Annotated in this window: 16 protein-coding genes; 4 read left to right on the top strand and 12 right to left on the bottom strand. The window is 68.3% G+C overall.

The genetic code is table 11. The features are described 5' to 3' along the window. Nucleotides 1-73 precede the first annotated feature (73 nt). From ACQEVO_RS06940 to ACQEVO_RS06930, 3 genes are all read right to left on the bottom strand, one after another. Complete coding sequence (locus tag ACQEVO_RS06940) at nucleotides 74-910, bottom strand: SMP-30/gluconolactonase/LRE family protein (protein ID WP_432910013.1); 837 nt, start codon at nucleotides 908-910, stop codon at nucleotides 74-76. Between the two features lie 134 nt (nucleotides 911-1,044). Continuing rightward, nucleotides 1,045-2,022 carry a dipeptidase gene (locus ACQEVO_RS06935; RefSeq protein WP_432910010.1) on the bottom strand — a complete coding sequence of 326 codons (978 nt, stop codon included), beginning with the start codon at nucleotides 2,020-2,022 and terminating at the stop codon, nucleotides 1,045-1,047. 52 nt (nucleotides 2,023-2,074) lie between these two features. After that, nucleotides 2,075-2,668: a TetR/AcrR family transcriptional regulator gene (locus tag ACQEVO_RS06930; protein ID WP_432910007.1), complete on the bottom strand. Its 594-nt coding sequence runs from the start codon at nucleotides 2,666-2,668 to the stop codon at nucleotides 2,075-2,077. A 71-nt stretch (nucleotides 2,669-2,739) separates the two neighbouring features. Between ACQEVO_RS06930 and ACQEVO_RS06925 the strand changes: the two genes are divergently transcribed. Next, nucleotides 2,740-3,570: a class I SAM-dependent methyltransferase gene (locus ACQEVO_RS06925; protein WP_432910005.1), complete on the top strand. Its 831-nt coding sequence runs from the start codon at nucleotides 2,740-2,742 to the stop codon at nucleotides 3,568-3,570. 109 nt (nucleotides 3,571-3,679) lie between these two features. Here ACQEVO_RS06925 and ACQEVO_RS06920 read toward each other — a convergent pair whose 3' ends face one another. Continuing rightward, the gene (locus ACQEVO_RS06920) at nucleotides 3,680-4,348 is read right to left on the bottom strand and encodes an HAD family hydrolase (RefSeq protein WP_432910002.1); all 669 of its coding nucleotides are present in this window, start codon (nucleotides 4,346-4,348) and stop codon (nucleotides 3,680-3,682) included. A 153-nt stretch (nucleotides 4,349-4,501) separates the two neighbouring features. Continuing rightward, nucleotides 4,502-5,467 carry an alpha/beta fold hydrolase gene (locus ACQEVO_RS06915; RefSeq protein ID WP_432910000.1) on the bottom strand — a complete coding sequence of 322 codons (966 nt, stop codon included), beginning with the start codon at nucleotides 5,465-5,467 and terminating at the stop codon, nucleotides 4,502-4,504. Between the two features lie 54 nt (nucleotides 5,468-5,521). On the opposite strand from ACQEVO_RS06915, the gene ACQEVO_RS06910 reads away from it, so the two are divergent. Continuing rightward, nucleotides 5,522-6,370, top strand: coding sequence for an SDR family NAD(P)-dependent oxidoreductase (locus ACQEVO_RS06910; protein WP_432909997.1), 849 nt, complete (start codon nucleotides 5,522-5,524; stop codon nucleotides 6,368-6,370). Between the two features lie 3 nt (nucleotides 6,371-6,373). On the opposite strand, the gene secG is transcribed toward ACQEVO_RS06910, so the two are convergent. From secG to ACQEVO_RS06895, 3 genes are read right to left on the bottom strand one after another with little or no spacing between them, the layout of a single operon-like run. Beyond that, nucleotides 6,374-6,607, bottom strand: coding sequence for a preprotein translocase subunit SecG (gene secG / locus ACQEVO_RS06905; RefSeq protein WP_062973979.1), 234 nt, complete (start codon nucleotides 6,605-6,607; stop codon nucleotides 6,374-6,376). Between the two features lie 14 nt (nucleotides 6,608-6,621). Then, on the bottom strand, nucleotides 6,622-8,229 hold the full coding sequence (locus ACQEVO_RS06900; RefSeq protein ID WP_432909994.1) for an MFS transporter: 1,608 nt from the start codon (nucleotides 8,227-8,229) through the stop codon (nucleotides 6,622-6,624). A 31-nt stretch (nucleotides 8,230-8,260) separates the two neighbouring features. Then, nucleotides 8,261-9,592, bottom strand: coding sequence for an MFS transporter (locus ACQEVO_RS06895; RefSeq protein WP_432909991.1), 1,332 nt, complete (start codon nucleotides 9,590-9,592; stop codon nucleotides 8,261-8,263). A 150-nt stretch (nucleotides 9,593-9,742) separates the two neighbouring features. On the opposite strand from ACQEVO_RS06895, the gene ACQEVO_RS06890 reads away from it, so the two are divergent. Next, entirely contained in the window at nucleotides 9,743-10,537 is a 795-nt protein-coding gene (locus ACQEVO_RS06890) for an META domain-containing protein (RefSeq protein ID WP_432909989.1), read from the top strand. A 67-nt stretch (nucleotides 10,538-10,604) separates the two neighbouring features. Here ACQEVO_RS06890 and ACQEVO_RS06885 read toward each other — a convergent pair whose 3' ends face one another. The 4 genes from ACQEVO_RS06885 to gap all read right to left on the bottom strand — a co-directional run bounded on the left by ACQEVO_RS06885 (nucleotide 10,605) and on the right by gap (nucleotide 14,182). Continuing rightward, complete coding sequence (locus ACQEVO_RS06885; protein WP_432909987.1) at nucleotides 10,605-10,898, bottom strand: hypothetical protein; 294 nt, start codon at nucleotides 10,896-10,898, stop codon at nucleotides 10,605-10,607. 247 nt (nucleotides 10,899-11,145) lie between these two features. Further along, nucleotides 11,146-11,931, bottom strand: a complete 786-nt coding sequence (tpiA, locus tag ACQEVO_RS06880) for a triose-phosphate isomerase (RefSeq protein WP_432909985.1) — start codon at nucleotides 11,929-11,931, stop codon at nucleotides 11,146-11,148. Then, nucleotides 11,932-13,155 carry a phosphoglycerate kinase gene (locus ACQEVO_RS06875; protein WP_432909982.1) on the bottom strand — a complete coding sequence of 408 codons (1,224 nt, stop codon included), beginning with the start codon at nucleotides 13,153-13,155 and terminating at the stop codon, nucleotides 11,932-11,934. Between the two features lie 7 nt (nucleotides 13,156-13,162). Continuing rightward, nucleotides 13,163-14,182: a type I glyceraldehyde-3-phosphate dehydrogenase gene (gap, locus tag ACQEVO_RS06870; protein ID WP_432909979.1), complete on the bottom strand. Its 1,020-nt coding sequence runs from the start codon at nucleotides 14,180-14,182 to the stop codon at nucleotides 13,163-13,165. Nucleotides 14,183-14,474: 292 nt separating this feature from the next. On the opposite strand from gap, the gene ACQEVO_RS06865 reads away from it, so the two are divergent. Then, nucleotides 14,475-15,095 carry a GNAT family N-acetyltransferase gene (locus ACQEVO_RS06865; RefSeq protein ID WP_432909976.1) on the top strand — a complete coding sequence of 207 codons (621 nt, stop codon included), beginning with the start codon at nucleotides 14,475-14,477 and terminating at the stop codon, nucleotides 15,093-15,095. The last annotated feature ends 72 nt before the right edge of the window (nucleotides 15,096-15,167 follow it).

Genomic DNA, 15,167 nt, shown 5'->3' with positions numbered 1-15,167 from the left:
CGCGCGCCACCGAGCCGGTGCGGCTACCGCGCGCCGCCGTACCACCGATCACGGGTGACCGCACCGCAGCCCATCACGGATAACCCGCGCCCGGTGCGGGCGCCGGGAACACCACGACCCGGCCGGTCGGCTCCGGCGTCCCGGTTCCACCGAATTCCTGGCCGACGACGAAGAGCCGGGGTTCGGTACCGCGGCTGAGAGCACAGGCGAACGCTCCCCGATCCAGCTCGACCGTGGTCAGTTCCGCCCCGCCCTCCGCTACCCGTACACACCGCCGGTTACCGACATCGGCATACCAGACCGCTCCGTCGGTATCGAGGCAGATACCGTCCGGGTGGTCACCCGGTGTCGGCGACCAGACCCGGCGGCCACCGAGGTCGCCGGACGCCGCGATATCGAATGCGGTCAATTGCTCGGCATACGATTCGGCGACGATCAGGGTGCGACCGTCCGGCGAAATGGCCATTCCGTTCGGGAACGCGAGATCCTCCGCGACGCGGCGCACCCGGCCGTCGGGGGTCACCAGCACCACGAATCCGGGCGCGAACTCACCGCCCGGGAAATCGAACCCGATGCTGTTGATGTAGGCATTCCCGCCTCCGTCGACGACGATATCGTTCCACGGCTTATCGGTGAGGGCCGCGAGATCGGCGTGCGTCGCCAGTACCCCGTCCGGCTCGCGGCGCAGCACCCGGCCGTGCGCCGAATCCACGATCAGCAGCCGCCCGTCCGGCAGGAAATCGATACACATCGGAAACGACTCCACCGTCGCCACGACCTCGGCACGACCGTCGTCGCCGAGTGCGATCACCCGGTGCGCACCCCAGTCCGAGAACCACAACCGCCCCTCGTGCCAGCGCGGTGATTCACCGAAAACGATCCCGTCGAGCACCACTTCGCCCAGAGTCATCTGCCAATTCCTTCCGCCGGCCCTGGTAGTACAGACCCGGCGAACCGCCCGAACTCATCGCCGTGCCGGAACCGGTGGTCCAACACGCCGACCGCGGCCCGGGACCCCGCGAGCGCTGTCCACACCCTGCCCGGCTACCGAGCCGAGGTGTCCCGACCGGGCCGGCCCCAGCTCTCCCGGGCGACGCGCAGGAAGTTGCCGCCGAGCACCGCGCCGATCGCGCCCTCGGACCAGCCCTGTGCGGCGAGGTGGCTGCCCAGGGTGAGGAAGGTTTCGGGCGGCATCCAGCGGATGGGTCCCCAGCGCGTATAGGACTCGTCGAACAGGTGCGGGTTGGCGGCGACTTCGGCGAGAAAGTCCGCGGTGTCGAACGAGTGGTCGGTGCTGACGCCGACGTGATCGATACCCACCAGATCGACCGCGTATTCGAGATGCCGGGTCATGGCCTCGAGCGTCGGAGTGTTCGGGCCGAGGAAGATTCCCACACCCGTTATCCCGACGACACCGCCGGTTGCCGCACATGCCCGCGCCTGGTCGTCGGTGATATTGCGCGGATGGTCCCATACCGCGCGCATACACGAATGGCTGTAGATCACCGGCAGTGCCGATACTTCACACATATCCAGGCCGGTGCGTTCGCTGCAGTGCGATCCGTCCGGAACCATACCGGCGGTATTCATCTCTCGCACCAGGTCTCGGCCCCAGGCTGTCAGCCCGTGGTCGGCCGTGTCGAGACAACCGCTGCCCGCGGCATTCGCCTGGTTGTAGGTGGGGAGCAGCGTCCGTACGCCCAAGCCGGCGAATTCGCGCACATTGTCGAGATCGCCGTCGAGCGGTCCCGAATCCTCCAGGTCGAATGCGACGGCGATCTTTCCCGCGTCGCTCACCGACGCGATATCGGCGACGGTATCGATCACCGCCAGCCCGGGATGGCTGTCGATAGCAGCCCGGTAGTACTCGATCAGCGCGGCCGAATCCGCGAACCGGTGCGGTGAATATCCGGCGTTGACCGAGACGAATGTCGGTCCGCGGCGCCGGTAACGGGCCAATTCGTCCACGTCCGTGCCGAGTTGTAAAGGCAGGCAGGCGTGCTGGTCCCAGAGCAGGTTCATGAACACCTATCCTGCCGGGCGTCGCCGCATTCGGCGGCCGGCCGGGCAGGTCTCACAACAGGCGCCGCTGCACGACGTCGGCGGTGATGGTGCCGACCATTTTTCCGACCGCCGCGGCGTCCGGCCGGTCCGCGGCGCCCGCGAAGAGCAGATGCCCGGCGCCGATCAGCGAGAGTGCCAGAGAGTCGATATCGGCGTCGGCGGCGATCCGGCCGAGTTCGCATTCCCGGGTGAGGTAGTCGGCGATCATGGCGCCGGCATCGGCGAGAACCGGGATTCCCGGGGCGGTCGTGCGCAGCCGGGACCGTAATTCGTTGCGGAAGACGACGAGCCCCACGATCCCTACCGCCACCGGGTCGAACAGGTCCAGCAGCGCGTCGGTGAGATTGCCGGAAACAGTACCGGTGCCGGCGGAAGCGAGCAGGGTCGCCGCCTGGTCGCCGAGGCGGGCGACACGGTCTTCGACGAGTTCGACGAGAAACGCGTCGAAATCGGCGAAGTGGCGGTGCAGAACGCCCTTCGCGACCCCCGCTTCTGTCGTGACCGCACGGCTGGTGAGCGCGTTCGCGCCGTCTCGCACCAGGATGCGCGTCGCCGCGTCGAACAGCTGTTGACGCGCATCTCGGATATGCACACCGGTCGGCACGGCGTTCGTCCTCCTCTTGCCGGGCGAGCCCAACGATTGCCTAGTGGGCATGCGCCCACTAGTGTGGGCGCATGCCCACTATATCTTCTCAGCCCACACCCGCCGCCGGTCAGGAACCACACCGGCAGCGCGCCGTCGCCGAATCGTTCGGCACCGACCCACAGCGCTACGACCGGGCACGTCCCCGCTACCCCGACGCCCTCGTGGCCCGGATCGTCGACGCCAGTCCGGGCCCGGAGATTCTCGATGTCGGCTGCGGCACCGGAATCGAGGCGCGCCAGTTCCAGCAGGCCGGGTGCACGGTCCTCGGCGTCGACCCGGACGAGCGGATGGCCGGCTTCGCCCGGCGCACCGGGGTCGAGGTCGAGATCGGCACTTTCGAAGCCTGGGATCCGGCCGGCCGCACCTTCGACGCGGTGGTCGCCGGGCAGGCGTGGCATTGGGTGGACCCGGTCGCCGGCGCCGCCAAGGCGGCCCACGTCCTGCGGCCGGGGGGCCGGATCGCCGTATTCGGGCATGCTTTCGACGCCCCCGCCGAAGTCACCGACGCCCTCGTGGCGGCCTACCGGAAGGTCGCACCCGATTCCCCCTTCGCCCGGGCGACCGCTCAGGCGAAATCCGCACTGGAGACCTATCAGACGATGTTCGCCGCGGCTGCCGACGGATTCCGCCGCGCGGGCGGGTTCGGCGAACCGGAGCAGTGGCGCTTCGATTGGGAACAGTCCTACACCCGGGACCAGTGGCTCGACCACCTCCCCACCACCGGCGGACTGACGCGCCTCGCGCCGGACCGACTGGCGGTCGTGCTGGATCTCGTCGGCGCGGCCATCGACCGGATCGGCGGCAGTTTCTCCATGCCGTACACCACCCTCGCCGCCACCGCATCCCGCGCGCGCTCCTGACACCGGGTCTACCCGACGGGTAGCGCGCCACCGGCCGAGCCGCTACGCCCGAGCGATCGGTAGCCGGCCGGACAGCACCCACCCGATGCGACCGGTCGGTGCCGCAGGGTCAGCCGATACCGAACTCCGCCAGCGCATCCAGCAGCGCGTGCGGCCGCTGCTCGACGGGCAGTGGATCCACAAGAGCTACCGCACAACCTATGCCGGCGGCAGCACCGTCGGCCTCTGGGCTGTCACCGATCATCAGCACCTCGGCGGGCTCGATGCCGATGCGGTGGCAGGCGACCGCGAACAGCCGCGGATCCGGTTTCACCGCGCCCTCGGCATAGGACAGCACGAATTCCTTCACCTGTTCGACGACTCCGGCGCGTTCGAATACCGGCCGGATATCCCAGGCGATATTGCTGATGACCGCGGCCGGAATACCCGCCGCGGCCACCGCATGCAGGGCGGCCACCGTATCCGGGAAGGGGTGCCACGCTTCGGGCGAGAGCAATTGCTCGTACAGATACTCGGGATTGCCGACTCCGGACCCGCGCAGCACCGCCCGGTACAGTTCGCGATGCAGCGCCGGATCCAGATCCCGCCGGGCCCACGCTTCGCGCAGTTCTTCCGGCAGACCGCCCGGTTGCCCGACCGGCGCTGTCATCCGCCGCATCACCTCGGCCTGCATGTCACCCACCAGGGGTTTGCCGTCGGGTCCGACCAACTCGTCGACTACCGGTTCGAAGCGGAACAGGGTGCCGGAGAAATCGAACAGAACACCGTGCACAGTCATGGGGCCAGGCTACGGATGCGCCGGAAACGCGCGGGGAACGGTATGTCCGTCCCACGTTCACGGCCGGAGCAGCTCTTACGGGGCCGTTACGGGTCCGGCCTCGGCGCCCACCCGGAACCTACACCGCGGCACAGCGATCGGCGATCGAGACTTTCACGCCGTGAGTTCCCCCACCGCACCCAGCAGGAATTCGTTCACCGCGGTGGTGGATTCGAGCTGCACCAGGTGACCGGCACCGGGGATCCGCTGGACCGCGCGCAGGTCCGGGAGTGCCGCGCGCATGGTGTCGAGCGGATCGCGACCGCTGAAACCTTCCATATCCGGGTCTTTCTCCCCGTAGGCGAAATACACCGGTACCTGGGGTGCGGCCCCGGCGTATTCCTCGGTCAGCTCCCAGTTACGGTCGATCGCGCGGTACCAGTTCAGTCCACCGGTGAACCCGGTGCGCTCGAAATCCGCGGCGAGGGTGTCGAATTCACCGGCCGACAGCCAGGACCACGGCAGTTCGGGGGCTTCGGGCAGCGCATCGATATACCGGGTTCCCGGTGGGTTCTGCCATACATCCAGGTAGTGGAAATCGCCGCTGAGCGCGTAGTACACCCGGGAGAGGAATTCCCGCGGCTGCTCGGCGAGATGGGCGTCGGCCACCCCCGGTTCCAGGAAATACTGCAGGTGCAGGAAATGCCGTTCGGCCATTTTCGCCCAGTAATAACCCGGCCGTTTCGGGGCGCGCGGCGCGAAGGGGTTGTTCAGCACCACCAGCCCGCGGACCCGCTCCGGCGCGCGCAGGCCCAGTTCCCAGAGCAGGGCGGCACCGAAATCGACACCGGCGAACACCGCCTGCTCGGCGCCGATATCGTCGAGCAGGGCGAGCAGATCGCCGATCACCGCTTCGTTGGTGTAGTCGTCGATCGCTGCGGGCGCCTCGGTGCGACCGGCGCCGCGCAGATCGGGCGCGATCGCCCGGTAACCCGCCGCCGACACCGCAGCGAGCTGGCGATGCCACACGTACCAGGTGTGCGGGAATCCGTGACAGAAGATCACCGGATCACCCCCGCCCGCTTCGGCGATGTGCATCCGCACACCCCCGGTGTCGATGAACCGGTGCGTCGGCGTCACGGAACCTCCCGAATACTAGAACGCGTTTCAGTTTCACGGTAACGTCCCGGGACTGTGAACGGAACACCACACCCCCTGAAGAACCGGATCGCCGTGGTCACCGGCGCGAGCCGCGGGATCGGCAAAGGTATCGCGCTGGAACTGGGCGCGGCCGGCGCGACCGTGTACGTCACCGGACGATCGCAGCAGCCCGGAAAGCTGCCGGGAACGGTGCACGAAACAGCCGCGCGGATCGACGAACTGGGCGGCACCGGCGTACCTGTCGTCTGCGACCACGGCGACGACACGGCGACAGCGGCCCTGTTCGAACGCATCGGCGCGGAACAAGGCCGCCTCGACGTACTGGTCAACAACGTCTACAACTCCCCCGCCGCCGCCCGCTGGCTGGGCCGGAAGTTCTGGGAGGTACCGCCGAAAGCGTGGGACGAGACCTTCCGCATCGGCGTGCGGTCGCATTACGTGGCCGCTGTCTACGCGGCGCCGCTGCTGCTGGAAACCGGCGGGCTCATCGTGAACGTGTCCTCGCCCGGAGCCCAGCGCCCTATGCACAATGTCGTCTACGGGGTCGGGAAAACGGCGCTGGACCGGATGACCGCGGATTTCGCCCGCGACTTGGCCGATACCGAAGTCACGGCCGTGTCGATCTGGCCGGGTCTGGTGGCCACCGAACTGCTGCAACTGGTCCCGGCCGATGCCGAGGGTAAACGCGTCGTGACCCTCCCGGGTGAGGGCAGCTTCGATCTGGACGAGGCCGAGACCCCCCGCTTCGCGGGCCGCGCGGTGGTCGCGCTGGCCGCCGATCCGGACCGGCGCACACGCACCGGAAGAGCCTGGAAGGTCGCCGATCTGGCCGAGGACTACGGGTTCACCGATATCGACGGGCGCGTACCGCGCACCGACTGACGATCAGGCGAACTTGATCTCGAGCCCGATCCCCAGGATCGCGATGAACCACACCAGCCCGGTGAAGATGGTGATGCGGTTCAGGTTCTTCTCGGCCACGGTCGAACCGGACAGCGCCGACTGCGTCCCACCGCCGAACAAGCTGGACAGACCTCCGCCCTTGGCGCGGTGCAACAGCACCATCAGCACCAGCAGCAGGCTGGTGACGATCAGGAGGATATCCAGGAACATCCGCATGCCCGACAGTGTATCTATGCCCGGGGTTCGACCGACACCAGGTGGGTGAGCGTCTCGTCGTGGGCGAATTCGGCGACCGCACGTTCACGCAGCAGATCCTGGGCGGTGAGCCGGACCTTGTGCTGTTGCATATGCTCCGACCACGAACGCACCACGAACGCTTCGACGTAGCGGTCCTCGGCGCCGACGTCGCGATAGAGCCGCCATTCCATGGCACCGGTGCGCTGCCGGGACCGGCCCACGAAACCCATCGCGCTCAGGAATTCGGGCACCCGGTCGGGCGGAACGTCGTAGTCCTTCAGCACCAGGACCGGGCCGTCGTCCGGATCCGGTTCGACCACCAGCTGTGGTTCGGGCCAGTACGCGTGCGGGGTCAGGTCGAAACCGGCCGCGAACTGCCGCATGGGCAGCCAGACGGTGCTGAGTGCACTGGCGCCGAGCAGCGCCCCGGCGACGAGCAGGGCGGTTACCGCGCCGTAGGCGCCGGCGATCAGCCCCCACACCACCGAGCCGATCGCCTGACCGGCCATGAACACCAGCATGTAGACCGAGAGCCCGCGCGCCCGCACCCAGCCGGGCAGCAGTAACTGCATGGTGGCGTTCATGGTCGAGAGGGTGAGCAGCCAGGCCGCGCCCGCGAAGACCAGCAGGATCAGTACCAGCGCCTCGACTCGCAGCAGGGCCGTACCGCAGCTCGCGATCCCGAACATCAGGGCGGCGGCCGCTACCTGCTGGGTGGGAGTGAGCAGGGCGCGTACCCGGGCCAGGCTCACCGCACCGAGCACCGCGCCCACCCCCAGCGCGCCGAGCATGATGCCGTATCCGGACGATCCGAGCCCCAGTCGATCGCGCGCAATCACCGGGAGCAGGGCCCACAGGGCGCTGCCCGGGGCGACGAACAGGATGGTGCGCAACAGCACCCGCCGGATAGCCGGAGCCGATTTGATGAACCGGGTGCCGGCCTGCAATGCGGCCAATGGCCGTTCGCTCGGGAACTCGCGGTCCACTTTCGGCCGCCGCCACAGCAGCAGGGCGCCGACGATCGCCACGAAGGAGAAGGCGTTGAGGGTGAACACCAGCGCCGGGCCGGACAGCGCCACCAGCACACCCGCGACCGCCGGCCCCACCGCGCGGCCGATATTCATATTCATACTGCCCAGCGCCGCCGCGGACGGGATCTGGTCGCGCGGTACCAGTTCGGGCTGGATCGCCTGCCAGGACGGAGCCACCAGTGCCTGACCGCAGCCGAGCAGGAACAACAGGGTGAGCAGCACCGACGGGGTGGTGTGACCGGTGGCTGTCGCGATCGCGAGGATCGCCGCCAGCAGCGCCATCGTCGACTGCGCGCCCAGCAGCAGGTGGCGGCGGTCCAGCAGATCGGCCAGGACGCCGGACGGGATGGACAGGATCATCACGGGCAATGTGGTCGCGGTCTGGACGAAGGAGACCAGCGCGGCCGCATTGGGTTCGTCGACCAGCACCCACTGCGCGCCCACCATCTGCATCCAGGTACCGAGATTGGAGACCAGCTGGGCGATCCACAGCGCGCGATAGACCGGTGACCGCAGTGGCGCCCAGGTGGAAACAGGTTTCGATGCGGCGGTGGTCACTCGGGACAGCATAGCGCCGGGCTCTGACCGGCCCGCCGTACGCTCACGCGGTCAGACGGTCTTCCTCCCGGATGAACAGCGTGGCGACCACGCTCACCACGGCGGTGGCCACCAGGTACCCGCAGGCCAGCCACGGCGTCGAGCCGGCGGCGGCGATCAACGCCGTGACGATCATCGGCGTCAGGCCGGATGCGTAGGTACCGGAGAACTGGTAGACGAAGGACAGGCCCGTGTACCGCACCTCGGCCGGGTACAGCCCGGCGTACAGCGTGCCCTGCGCGCCGTAGAACAGCGCGTGCGCCACCCCGAACACCGCGACGATGGCTACGGCGAAGATCACGATATTGCCGGTCTCGAACAACAGGAAAACCGGATACACCAGTACCCCGTAGGCCGCGATTCCGGTGATGTACACCCGGCGTGGGCCGAACCGGTCGGTGAGCAATCCCGACACCGGGATCAGCGCGGCCATCACCAGCGCGGCGAGCGTCACCGCCAGTAGCACCGGAACCTGTTCGAAGCCCAGATGCCCGGTCGCGAAGCTGATCGCGAAAACACCCCAGGTGTTGAACGCGGCGCCCTCGCCCCAGCGCGACAGCAACCCGAGCACCGTGTTGCGCCGCAACCGTGCGCTGCGGAACAACTCCACCACCGGCACTTTCGATATCCGGTTGAGCCGGTCGACCTCACGGAACGCGGGTGTCTCGTCGATCTTCAGCCGCACCACCAGCCCGATCAGCACCAGCACCACACTGGCGCCGAACGCGATCCGCCACCCGTAGGCCAGGAACGCGTCCTCGCTCAGCACCGTGCGCAGCAACGCGAACACACCGGTGCCCAGCGCGAGCCCGAGAGCGAGCCCCACCTGCGGATAGCTGCCGAACAACCCTACTTTCCGGCGCGGGCTGTGTTCCACGGCCAGCAGCACCGCCCCGGCCCACTCCCCGCCGAGCGCGAAACCCTGCAGCATGCGCAGCACCAGCAACAGGATGGGTGCGGCGACACCGATCGCGGCCGCCGTCGGCAGGACACCCATGAGGGCGGTGGACCCGCCCATGATCGCCATCGTCAGGGCGAGGGTGCGTTTGCGGCCGATCCGATCCCCGATATGCCCGAAGACGAGTCCGCCGACCGGCCGCATCAGGAAGCCGACGGCGAAGGTCGCGAACGACAGCATGGTCCCGACGAACGCACTGCTGTTCGGGAAGAACAATGTGTCGAAGACGATGCCTGCCGCGGTGGAATACAGGAAGAAGTCGTACCACTCCACCGTGGTCCCGATGAGACTGGCCGCGACCGCTTTCCGGGTATCGGCCGCGGCGAGCCGGTTGCCGGCCGCCGCGGTGGGTTCGGCCGCGGTCTCCAGCAACGACATTGTGTCCCCTTCGGTACGGCAGCAACTCGACGGGTGAGGATAAGGCGGGGACGGCGCCCGGGGCAGGGTTGAAATCAGCGCGATTCGAGTCGGCCGGCGGCCGGATGTCGCGGCCGCGGGCAGCACCGGGCGGCGGGTAGCATCGCCGACATGCCGGGACGAGCGCTCCGATGCGGTGCGGCACTGACGTTGATCCTGCTCGCGTCGACGGCTTGTGGGAACGGTGATTCCGCCGCCCCTGGCCCCGAGGCGACCCCGATGGGTACGACCTATCTCTCCACCGAGGTGACGGGCACCCCGATCCCCGGCGGCGGACCGCTGACCCTGGATTTCGCGGACGGGCGGATCACCGCCGAGGCCGGCTGCAACACCCACAGCGGCGCGGTGGACCTGCGCGACCACGTACTGCATGTATCCGATCTCGCGAGCACCCTCGCCGCCTGCCCCGGTGAACGCGCCGGCGCGGACGCCTGGGTGGGCGACCTGCTGCGCGGCGATCCGACCTGGGAACTCGACCGCGACCGGCTGACGCTGTTCGGCAAGAAGTCGACGGTGGTGCTCACGGACAAGAAGGTCGTACAGCCGGACCGGCCGATCCGCGGCACCGAATGGGTCGTCACCGCGCTGCTCACCCCGGATGCCCGGGTGCAGTCCCGCACGATCGACGAGGTCCGGCCCACGCTCGCCATCGCCGAGGACGACGCCCTCACTGGTTTCGCCGGCTGCAACCGGATCACCGGACGTGCCGTCGTCACCGATACCCCCGCCGGCGCCGATATCGCCTTCACGGCGGCCACCACCCGGATGATGTGCGCACCCGAGGTCATGGCGGTGGAGCAGACGGTGCTGGCCACCCTCGACGGCACCGCACAAGCCACCGTCGACGCCGATACCCTCACCCTGCGCAACCCGAACGGCCACGGCCTGGTGCTGCGGGCCGGATAGGCGCCACTCCCGCGCGATGCGCGTCCGCCGGTCGGCGCCTGGCGGACGCGTGACCCGGCGCCGAGATCTACCGGTCGAACACCACGCTTTCGAACGCGTCCGTCTCCGCGTCCATGGGCACGCCCTCGCAATTCGGTCCGGGGAACGCCGCCACGTCCATATCGGTGTCGTTGGTGAGGACCCCGGCGGCACCGGGTGTGTTGTAGCAACGGCCGGACTCGAGATCGTTCAGTACGGACGGGCCGCCGATCTGCGAGCGGTAGACGAACTCACCGGAGGCCGCGTGGGCGCCGAGCGGAACGGCGAACGCGAGCGCCGCGGCGGCGGTGAAGGTGCCCAGAGTTTCGACGATATATCGCACTTGCGCTTCCTTTCGTTCGGAATTGCAGTCTGCTGTCGTCCGGCCTCGCAGTATTCCGGACAGCCGCGCCGATCTCCGGCAGCCGGCCGAAAGCGCCGGTCCTCGGGCCCGTCGCCGTCTCAGGGACCGGTCGCGAACCTTCTGTCCGGCCCGGGCGGCCATTCCAGCGGCTATCCACCGTTCTCCGGCCCGGAAACGGCGAGGCCCGCCGGGCGCGTACCCGGCGGGCCTCGGTTCATTCACCAGCTCAGGGCAGCGGACCGCCCGCGGCGATGGCCGACAAGGTGGCGAACTCGTCGCCCTTGAGCGACGCGCCACCCACCAGGGCGCCGTCGATATCGGTCTGCTTGATCAGCTCACCGACATTCTTGGCGTTCACCGAACCGCCGTAGAGCACCCGCACGGTCTCGGCGACCTCCGGGCCGGCGAGCTGCGCGAGTTCGGCACGGATGGCACCGCACACCTCCTGCGCGTCGGCCGGGGTGGCAACCTTACCGGTGCCGATCGCCCAGACGGGTTCGTAGGCGATGACGACCTTCGCGACCTCCTCGGCCTTCAGCCCCTTCAGCGAGCCCCGCAGCTGTTCGAGGTTGTACTCGACGTGGGTGCCCGCCTCCCGGACGTTCAGGCCCTCCCCGATGCAGACGATCGGGGTGATCCCGTGTTTCAGCGCCTGCTTCGCCTTCGCGAGCACGGTCGCGTCGTCCTCGTTGTGGTACTGGCGGCGTTCGGAATGCCCGACCACCGCGAACCCGCACCCCAGCTTCGCCAGCATGGCCGCGCTGACCTCACCGGTGTAGGCGCCGGATTCGTGCACCGACACATCCTGCGCACCGTAGGTGATCCGCAGTTTGTCGCCTTCGATCAGCGTCTGCACGCTGCGGATATCGACGAACGGCGGGATCACCGTCACATCGACCTTGTCGAAGTACTTGTCGGGCAGCGCGAACGCGATCTTCTGCACCAGGGCGATGGCCTCGAGATGGTTGAGGTTCATCTTCCAGTTGCCCGCGATCAGCGGTTTCCGGGCCATCTACGACTCCTCGGCGTCGTCGAGCACGCTGATGCCGGGCAGCGTTTTACCTTCCAGGTATTCCAGCGAGGCGCCGCCACCGGTGGAGATATGCGAGAAATCGCCCTCCGGAATACCGAGCGCACGCACGGCCGCCGCCGAATCACCACCACCGACCACGGTGAACGCGCCCTTACCGGTGGCCGCCGCAATGGCCTCGGCCACGCCGCGGGTGCCCGCCGCGAACTTGTCGAACTCGAACACACCCATCGGGCCGTTCCAGAACACCGTGCGCGCCTCGGTGAGCAGCACGGCGAAGCGCTGCACCGATTCGGGCCCGATATCCAGGCCCATCCAGCCGTCGGGAATCTCGTGGGCCGGCACAACCTTCGATTCCGCGGTGGCGGAGAAGGAATCGGCGACGACGATATCGCGGGGCAGATGGATCACATCGGCGTAGCGGTCCAGCAGGCCCTTGCAGGTATCGATCATCTCTTCCTGCAGCAGCGAGGAACCGACCGGCAGGCCCTGGGCGGCGAGGAAGGTGAAGCACATCCCGCCGCCGATGACCAGGGTGTCGACCTTGGGGGCCAGCGCCTCGATCACGGCCAGCTTGTCCGACACCTTCGATCCACCGAGCACCACCGCGTAGGGGCGGTCGGTGGATTCGGTGAGCTTCGCCAGCACATCGGCCTCGGCCGCCACGAGCCCGCCGGCGTAGTGCGGCAGCAGCTTCGCCACGTCGTACACCGAGGCCTGTTTGCGATGCACCACACCGAACCCGTCGGAGACGAACGCGCCGTCCTCGCCGACCAGTTCCACCAGGGCGGCCGCCAGCTTCGCCCGGTCCGCGTCGTCCTTGCTGGTTTCGCGCGGATCGAAGCGGATGTTCTCGAGCAGCAGCACATCACCATCGGTCAGGCCCTCGGACCGCGCAAGCGCGTCCTGACCCACCACATCACCGGCGAGCTGCACATTGCGGCCCAGTTCGGCGGCCAGCCGGGTCGCCACCGGAGCCAGCGACAGCGCCGGATCCGGGGCGCCCTTCGGGCGGCCGAGATGGGCGGTGACGACCACTTTGGCACCGGCTTCCACCAGCGCGCGCAGGGTCGGCACCGAGGCGATGATGCGGCCCGGATCGGTGATCTCGCCGTTGTCGAGAGGCACGTTGAGATCGGAGCGCACGAGGACGCCCCGGCCTTCGACGCCCTCGGCGAGGAGATCGTCCAGAGTTTTGATGCTCACGCCGGACCTACAGGGACTTGCCGACGAGGCCGATGAGGTCGGCGAGGCGGTTGGAGTAGCCCCACTCGTTGTCGTACCAGGAGTAGACCTTCACCTGGTCGTCGATGACCTTGGTCAGCGGCGCGTCGTAGATCGACGAATGCGGATCGGTGACGATATCGCTGGAGACGATCGGGTCGGTGCTGTACTTCAGGATGCCCTTCAGCGGACCGTCGGCGGCCGCCTTGAACGCCGCGTTGATCTCGTCGACCGTCGCCTTCTTGGCCAGATCCGCGGTCAGGTCGGTGATCGAGCCCGTCGGGACCGGGACACGCAGCGAGTAGCCGTCCAGTTTGCCGTTCAGCTCGGGCAGCACCAGGCCGATGGCCTTGGCCGCGCCGGTGCTGGTCGGCACGATGTTCAGCGCGGCGGCACGCGCGCGGCGCAGATCCTTGTGCGGGCCGTCCTGCAGGTTCTGGTCCTGCGTGTAGGCGTGAATGGTGGTCATCAGGCCCTTCACGATGCCGAACTCGTCGTTCAGCACCTTGGCCAGCGGACCCAGGCAGTTGGTGGTGCAGGAGGCGTTGGAGATGATGTTCTGGCTGCCGTCGTACTTGTCGTCGTTGACGCCCATCACGATGGTGATGTCCTCGCCCTTGGCGGGCGCGGAGATGATCACCTTCTTGGCGCCGGCCGCCAGATGCCCCTTGGCCTTGGTGGCGTCGGTGAAGATACCGGTGGATTCGACCACGATGTCCACACCCAGATCGCCCCACGGCAGCGCCGCCGGGCCCTCCTTGATGGCCAGCGCCTTGATCCGCTGGTCACCGACCACGATGGTGTCGTCACCGTCGAGGGAGACGTCCTTGGGCAGCCGGCCGAGGACCGAGTCGTACTTCAGCAGAGTCGCCAAAGACGCGTTGTCGGTGAGGTCGTTGACCGCCACGATCTCGATATCGGTGGTGCCGAGCGCTTTCTGCGCCTCCACCGCCCGGAAGAAGTTACGTCCGATACGGCCGAAGCCGTTGATACCTACCCGGACAGTCACGTTTCTCGCTCCTCAGCTGTCAAGCGGATGATTCCGATGCCCCACTCACACTAATGCCTTCGGCTCATCTCTCCGACACACCCCTGGTGTTCGTGAGCACCGGCTATCCGGCCGGCGTCCGGACCTCCCGGAGCCGGTCGCGGGCCTGCGGATGCGAGGACATCCCGGATGAGCGGGCCGACCGGCCGGATGCCGCTCCGCCGGGCGGCGGTGCTCCGGCGAGCGAGTCGCCACGCCCCCTCCCCGCGTAAACCATTGGCAACCTCGACCGCCGTCGCACAGGATGGTGCGGATGCACAGCGAACCGCACCCGACTCCTTCACCGTCGGTCCGCCCGGCGACGGATGCCGACGTTCCCCGGGCCGTCCGGACGCTCACCAAGGCGTTCGCCGACTACCCCTGGACCCGGCACACCATCGCCGCAGCCGAGCACGAACGCCGGCTCGCCGAGTTCCAGAAGCTCTTCCTCACTAGGATCGGGTTACCCCACGGCAAGGTGTGGGTCGCCGACGAGGGTGCCTCGGTCGCGGTGTGGACCACCCCCGCCACCGACGCCGGCGCGGTCTTCACCGAACTAGCTCCCCGCTTCGCCGAATTGGCCGGCGACCGCGCCGAGGCGCACGCGGCGGCGGAAGCAGCACTGCACCCGCATCGTCCGGACGAACCGATCTGGTTTCTCGGCACCGTGGGCGTCGACCCCGCCCGCCGCGGCAGCGGACTGGGCCGCGCAGTGATCGAACCCGGCCTGGCAGCCGCCGAACGCGAGGGGGTCGCGGCATTCCTGGAGACGTCGACCGCGGCGAACGTGCGCTTCTACGAACACCTCGGTTTCCAGGTGACCGCAGAGGTGGATATCCCCGACGGCGGCCCGCTGACCTGGTGCATGCTGCGGCAGCCGCGCACGGGCCGGTGAGGCAGTTCCGCTCGACAGGCCCGGATATCACGGTCTGTTCGACCGACGACGAAGATCGCCGCCGTTGCTCGC

Source organism: Nocardia sp. CA-290969 (genome assembly GCF_050936135.1).
Classification (GTDB): domain Bacteria; phylum Actinomycetota; class Actinomycetes; order Mycobacteriales; family Mycobacteriaceae; genus Nocardia.
This window is presented reverse-complemented; position numbering and strand designations above follow the sequence as displayed.

Coding starts and splice junctions, on each gene's coding strand:
- ACQEVO_RS06940 (WP_432910013.1), bottom strand. CDS start 910: ATGACTCTGGGCGAAGTGGTGCTCGACGGGATCGTTTTCGGTGAATCA.
- ACQEVO_RS06935 (WP_432910010.1), bottom strand. CDS start 2,022: ATGAACCTGCTCTGGGACCAGCACGCCTGCCTGCCTTTACAACTCGGC.
- ACQEVO_RS06925 (WP_432910005.1), top strand. CDS start 2,740: ATGCCCACTATATCTTCTCAGCCCACACCCGCCGCCGGTCAGGAACCA.
- ACQEVO_RS06920 (WP_432910002.1), bottom strand. CDS start 4,348: ATGACTGTGCACGGTGTTCTGTTCGATTTCTCCGGCACCCTGTTCCGC.
- secG (WP_062973979.1), bottom strand. CDS start 6,607: ATGCGGATGTTCCTGGATATCCTCCTGATCGTCACCAGCCTGCTGCTG.
- ACQEVO_RS06900 (WP_432909994.1), bottom strand. CDS start 8,229: ATGCTGTCCCGAGTGACCACCGCCGCATCGAAACCTGTTTCCACCTGG.
- ACQEVO_RS06895 (WP_432909991.1), bottom strand. CDS start 9,592: ATGTCGTTGCTGGAGACCGCGGCCGAACCCACCGCGGCGGCCGGCAAC.
- ACQEVO_RS06890 (WP_432909989.1), top strand. CDS start 9,743: ATGCCGGGACGAGCGCTCCGATGCGGTGCGGCACTGACGTTGATCCTG.
- tpiA (WP_432909985.1), bottom strand. CDS start 11,931: ATGGCCCGGAAACCGCTGATCGCGGGCAACTGGAAGATGAACCTCAAC.
- ACQEVO_RS06865 (WP_432909976.1), top strand. CDS start 14,475: ATGCACAGCGAACCGCACCCGACTCCTTCACCGTCGGTCCGCCCGGCG.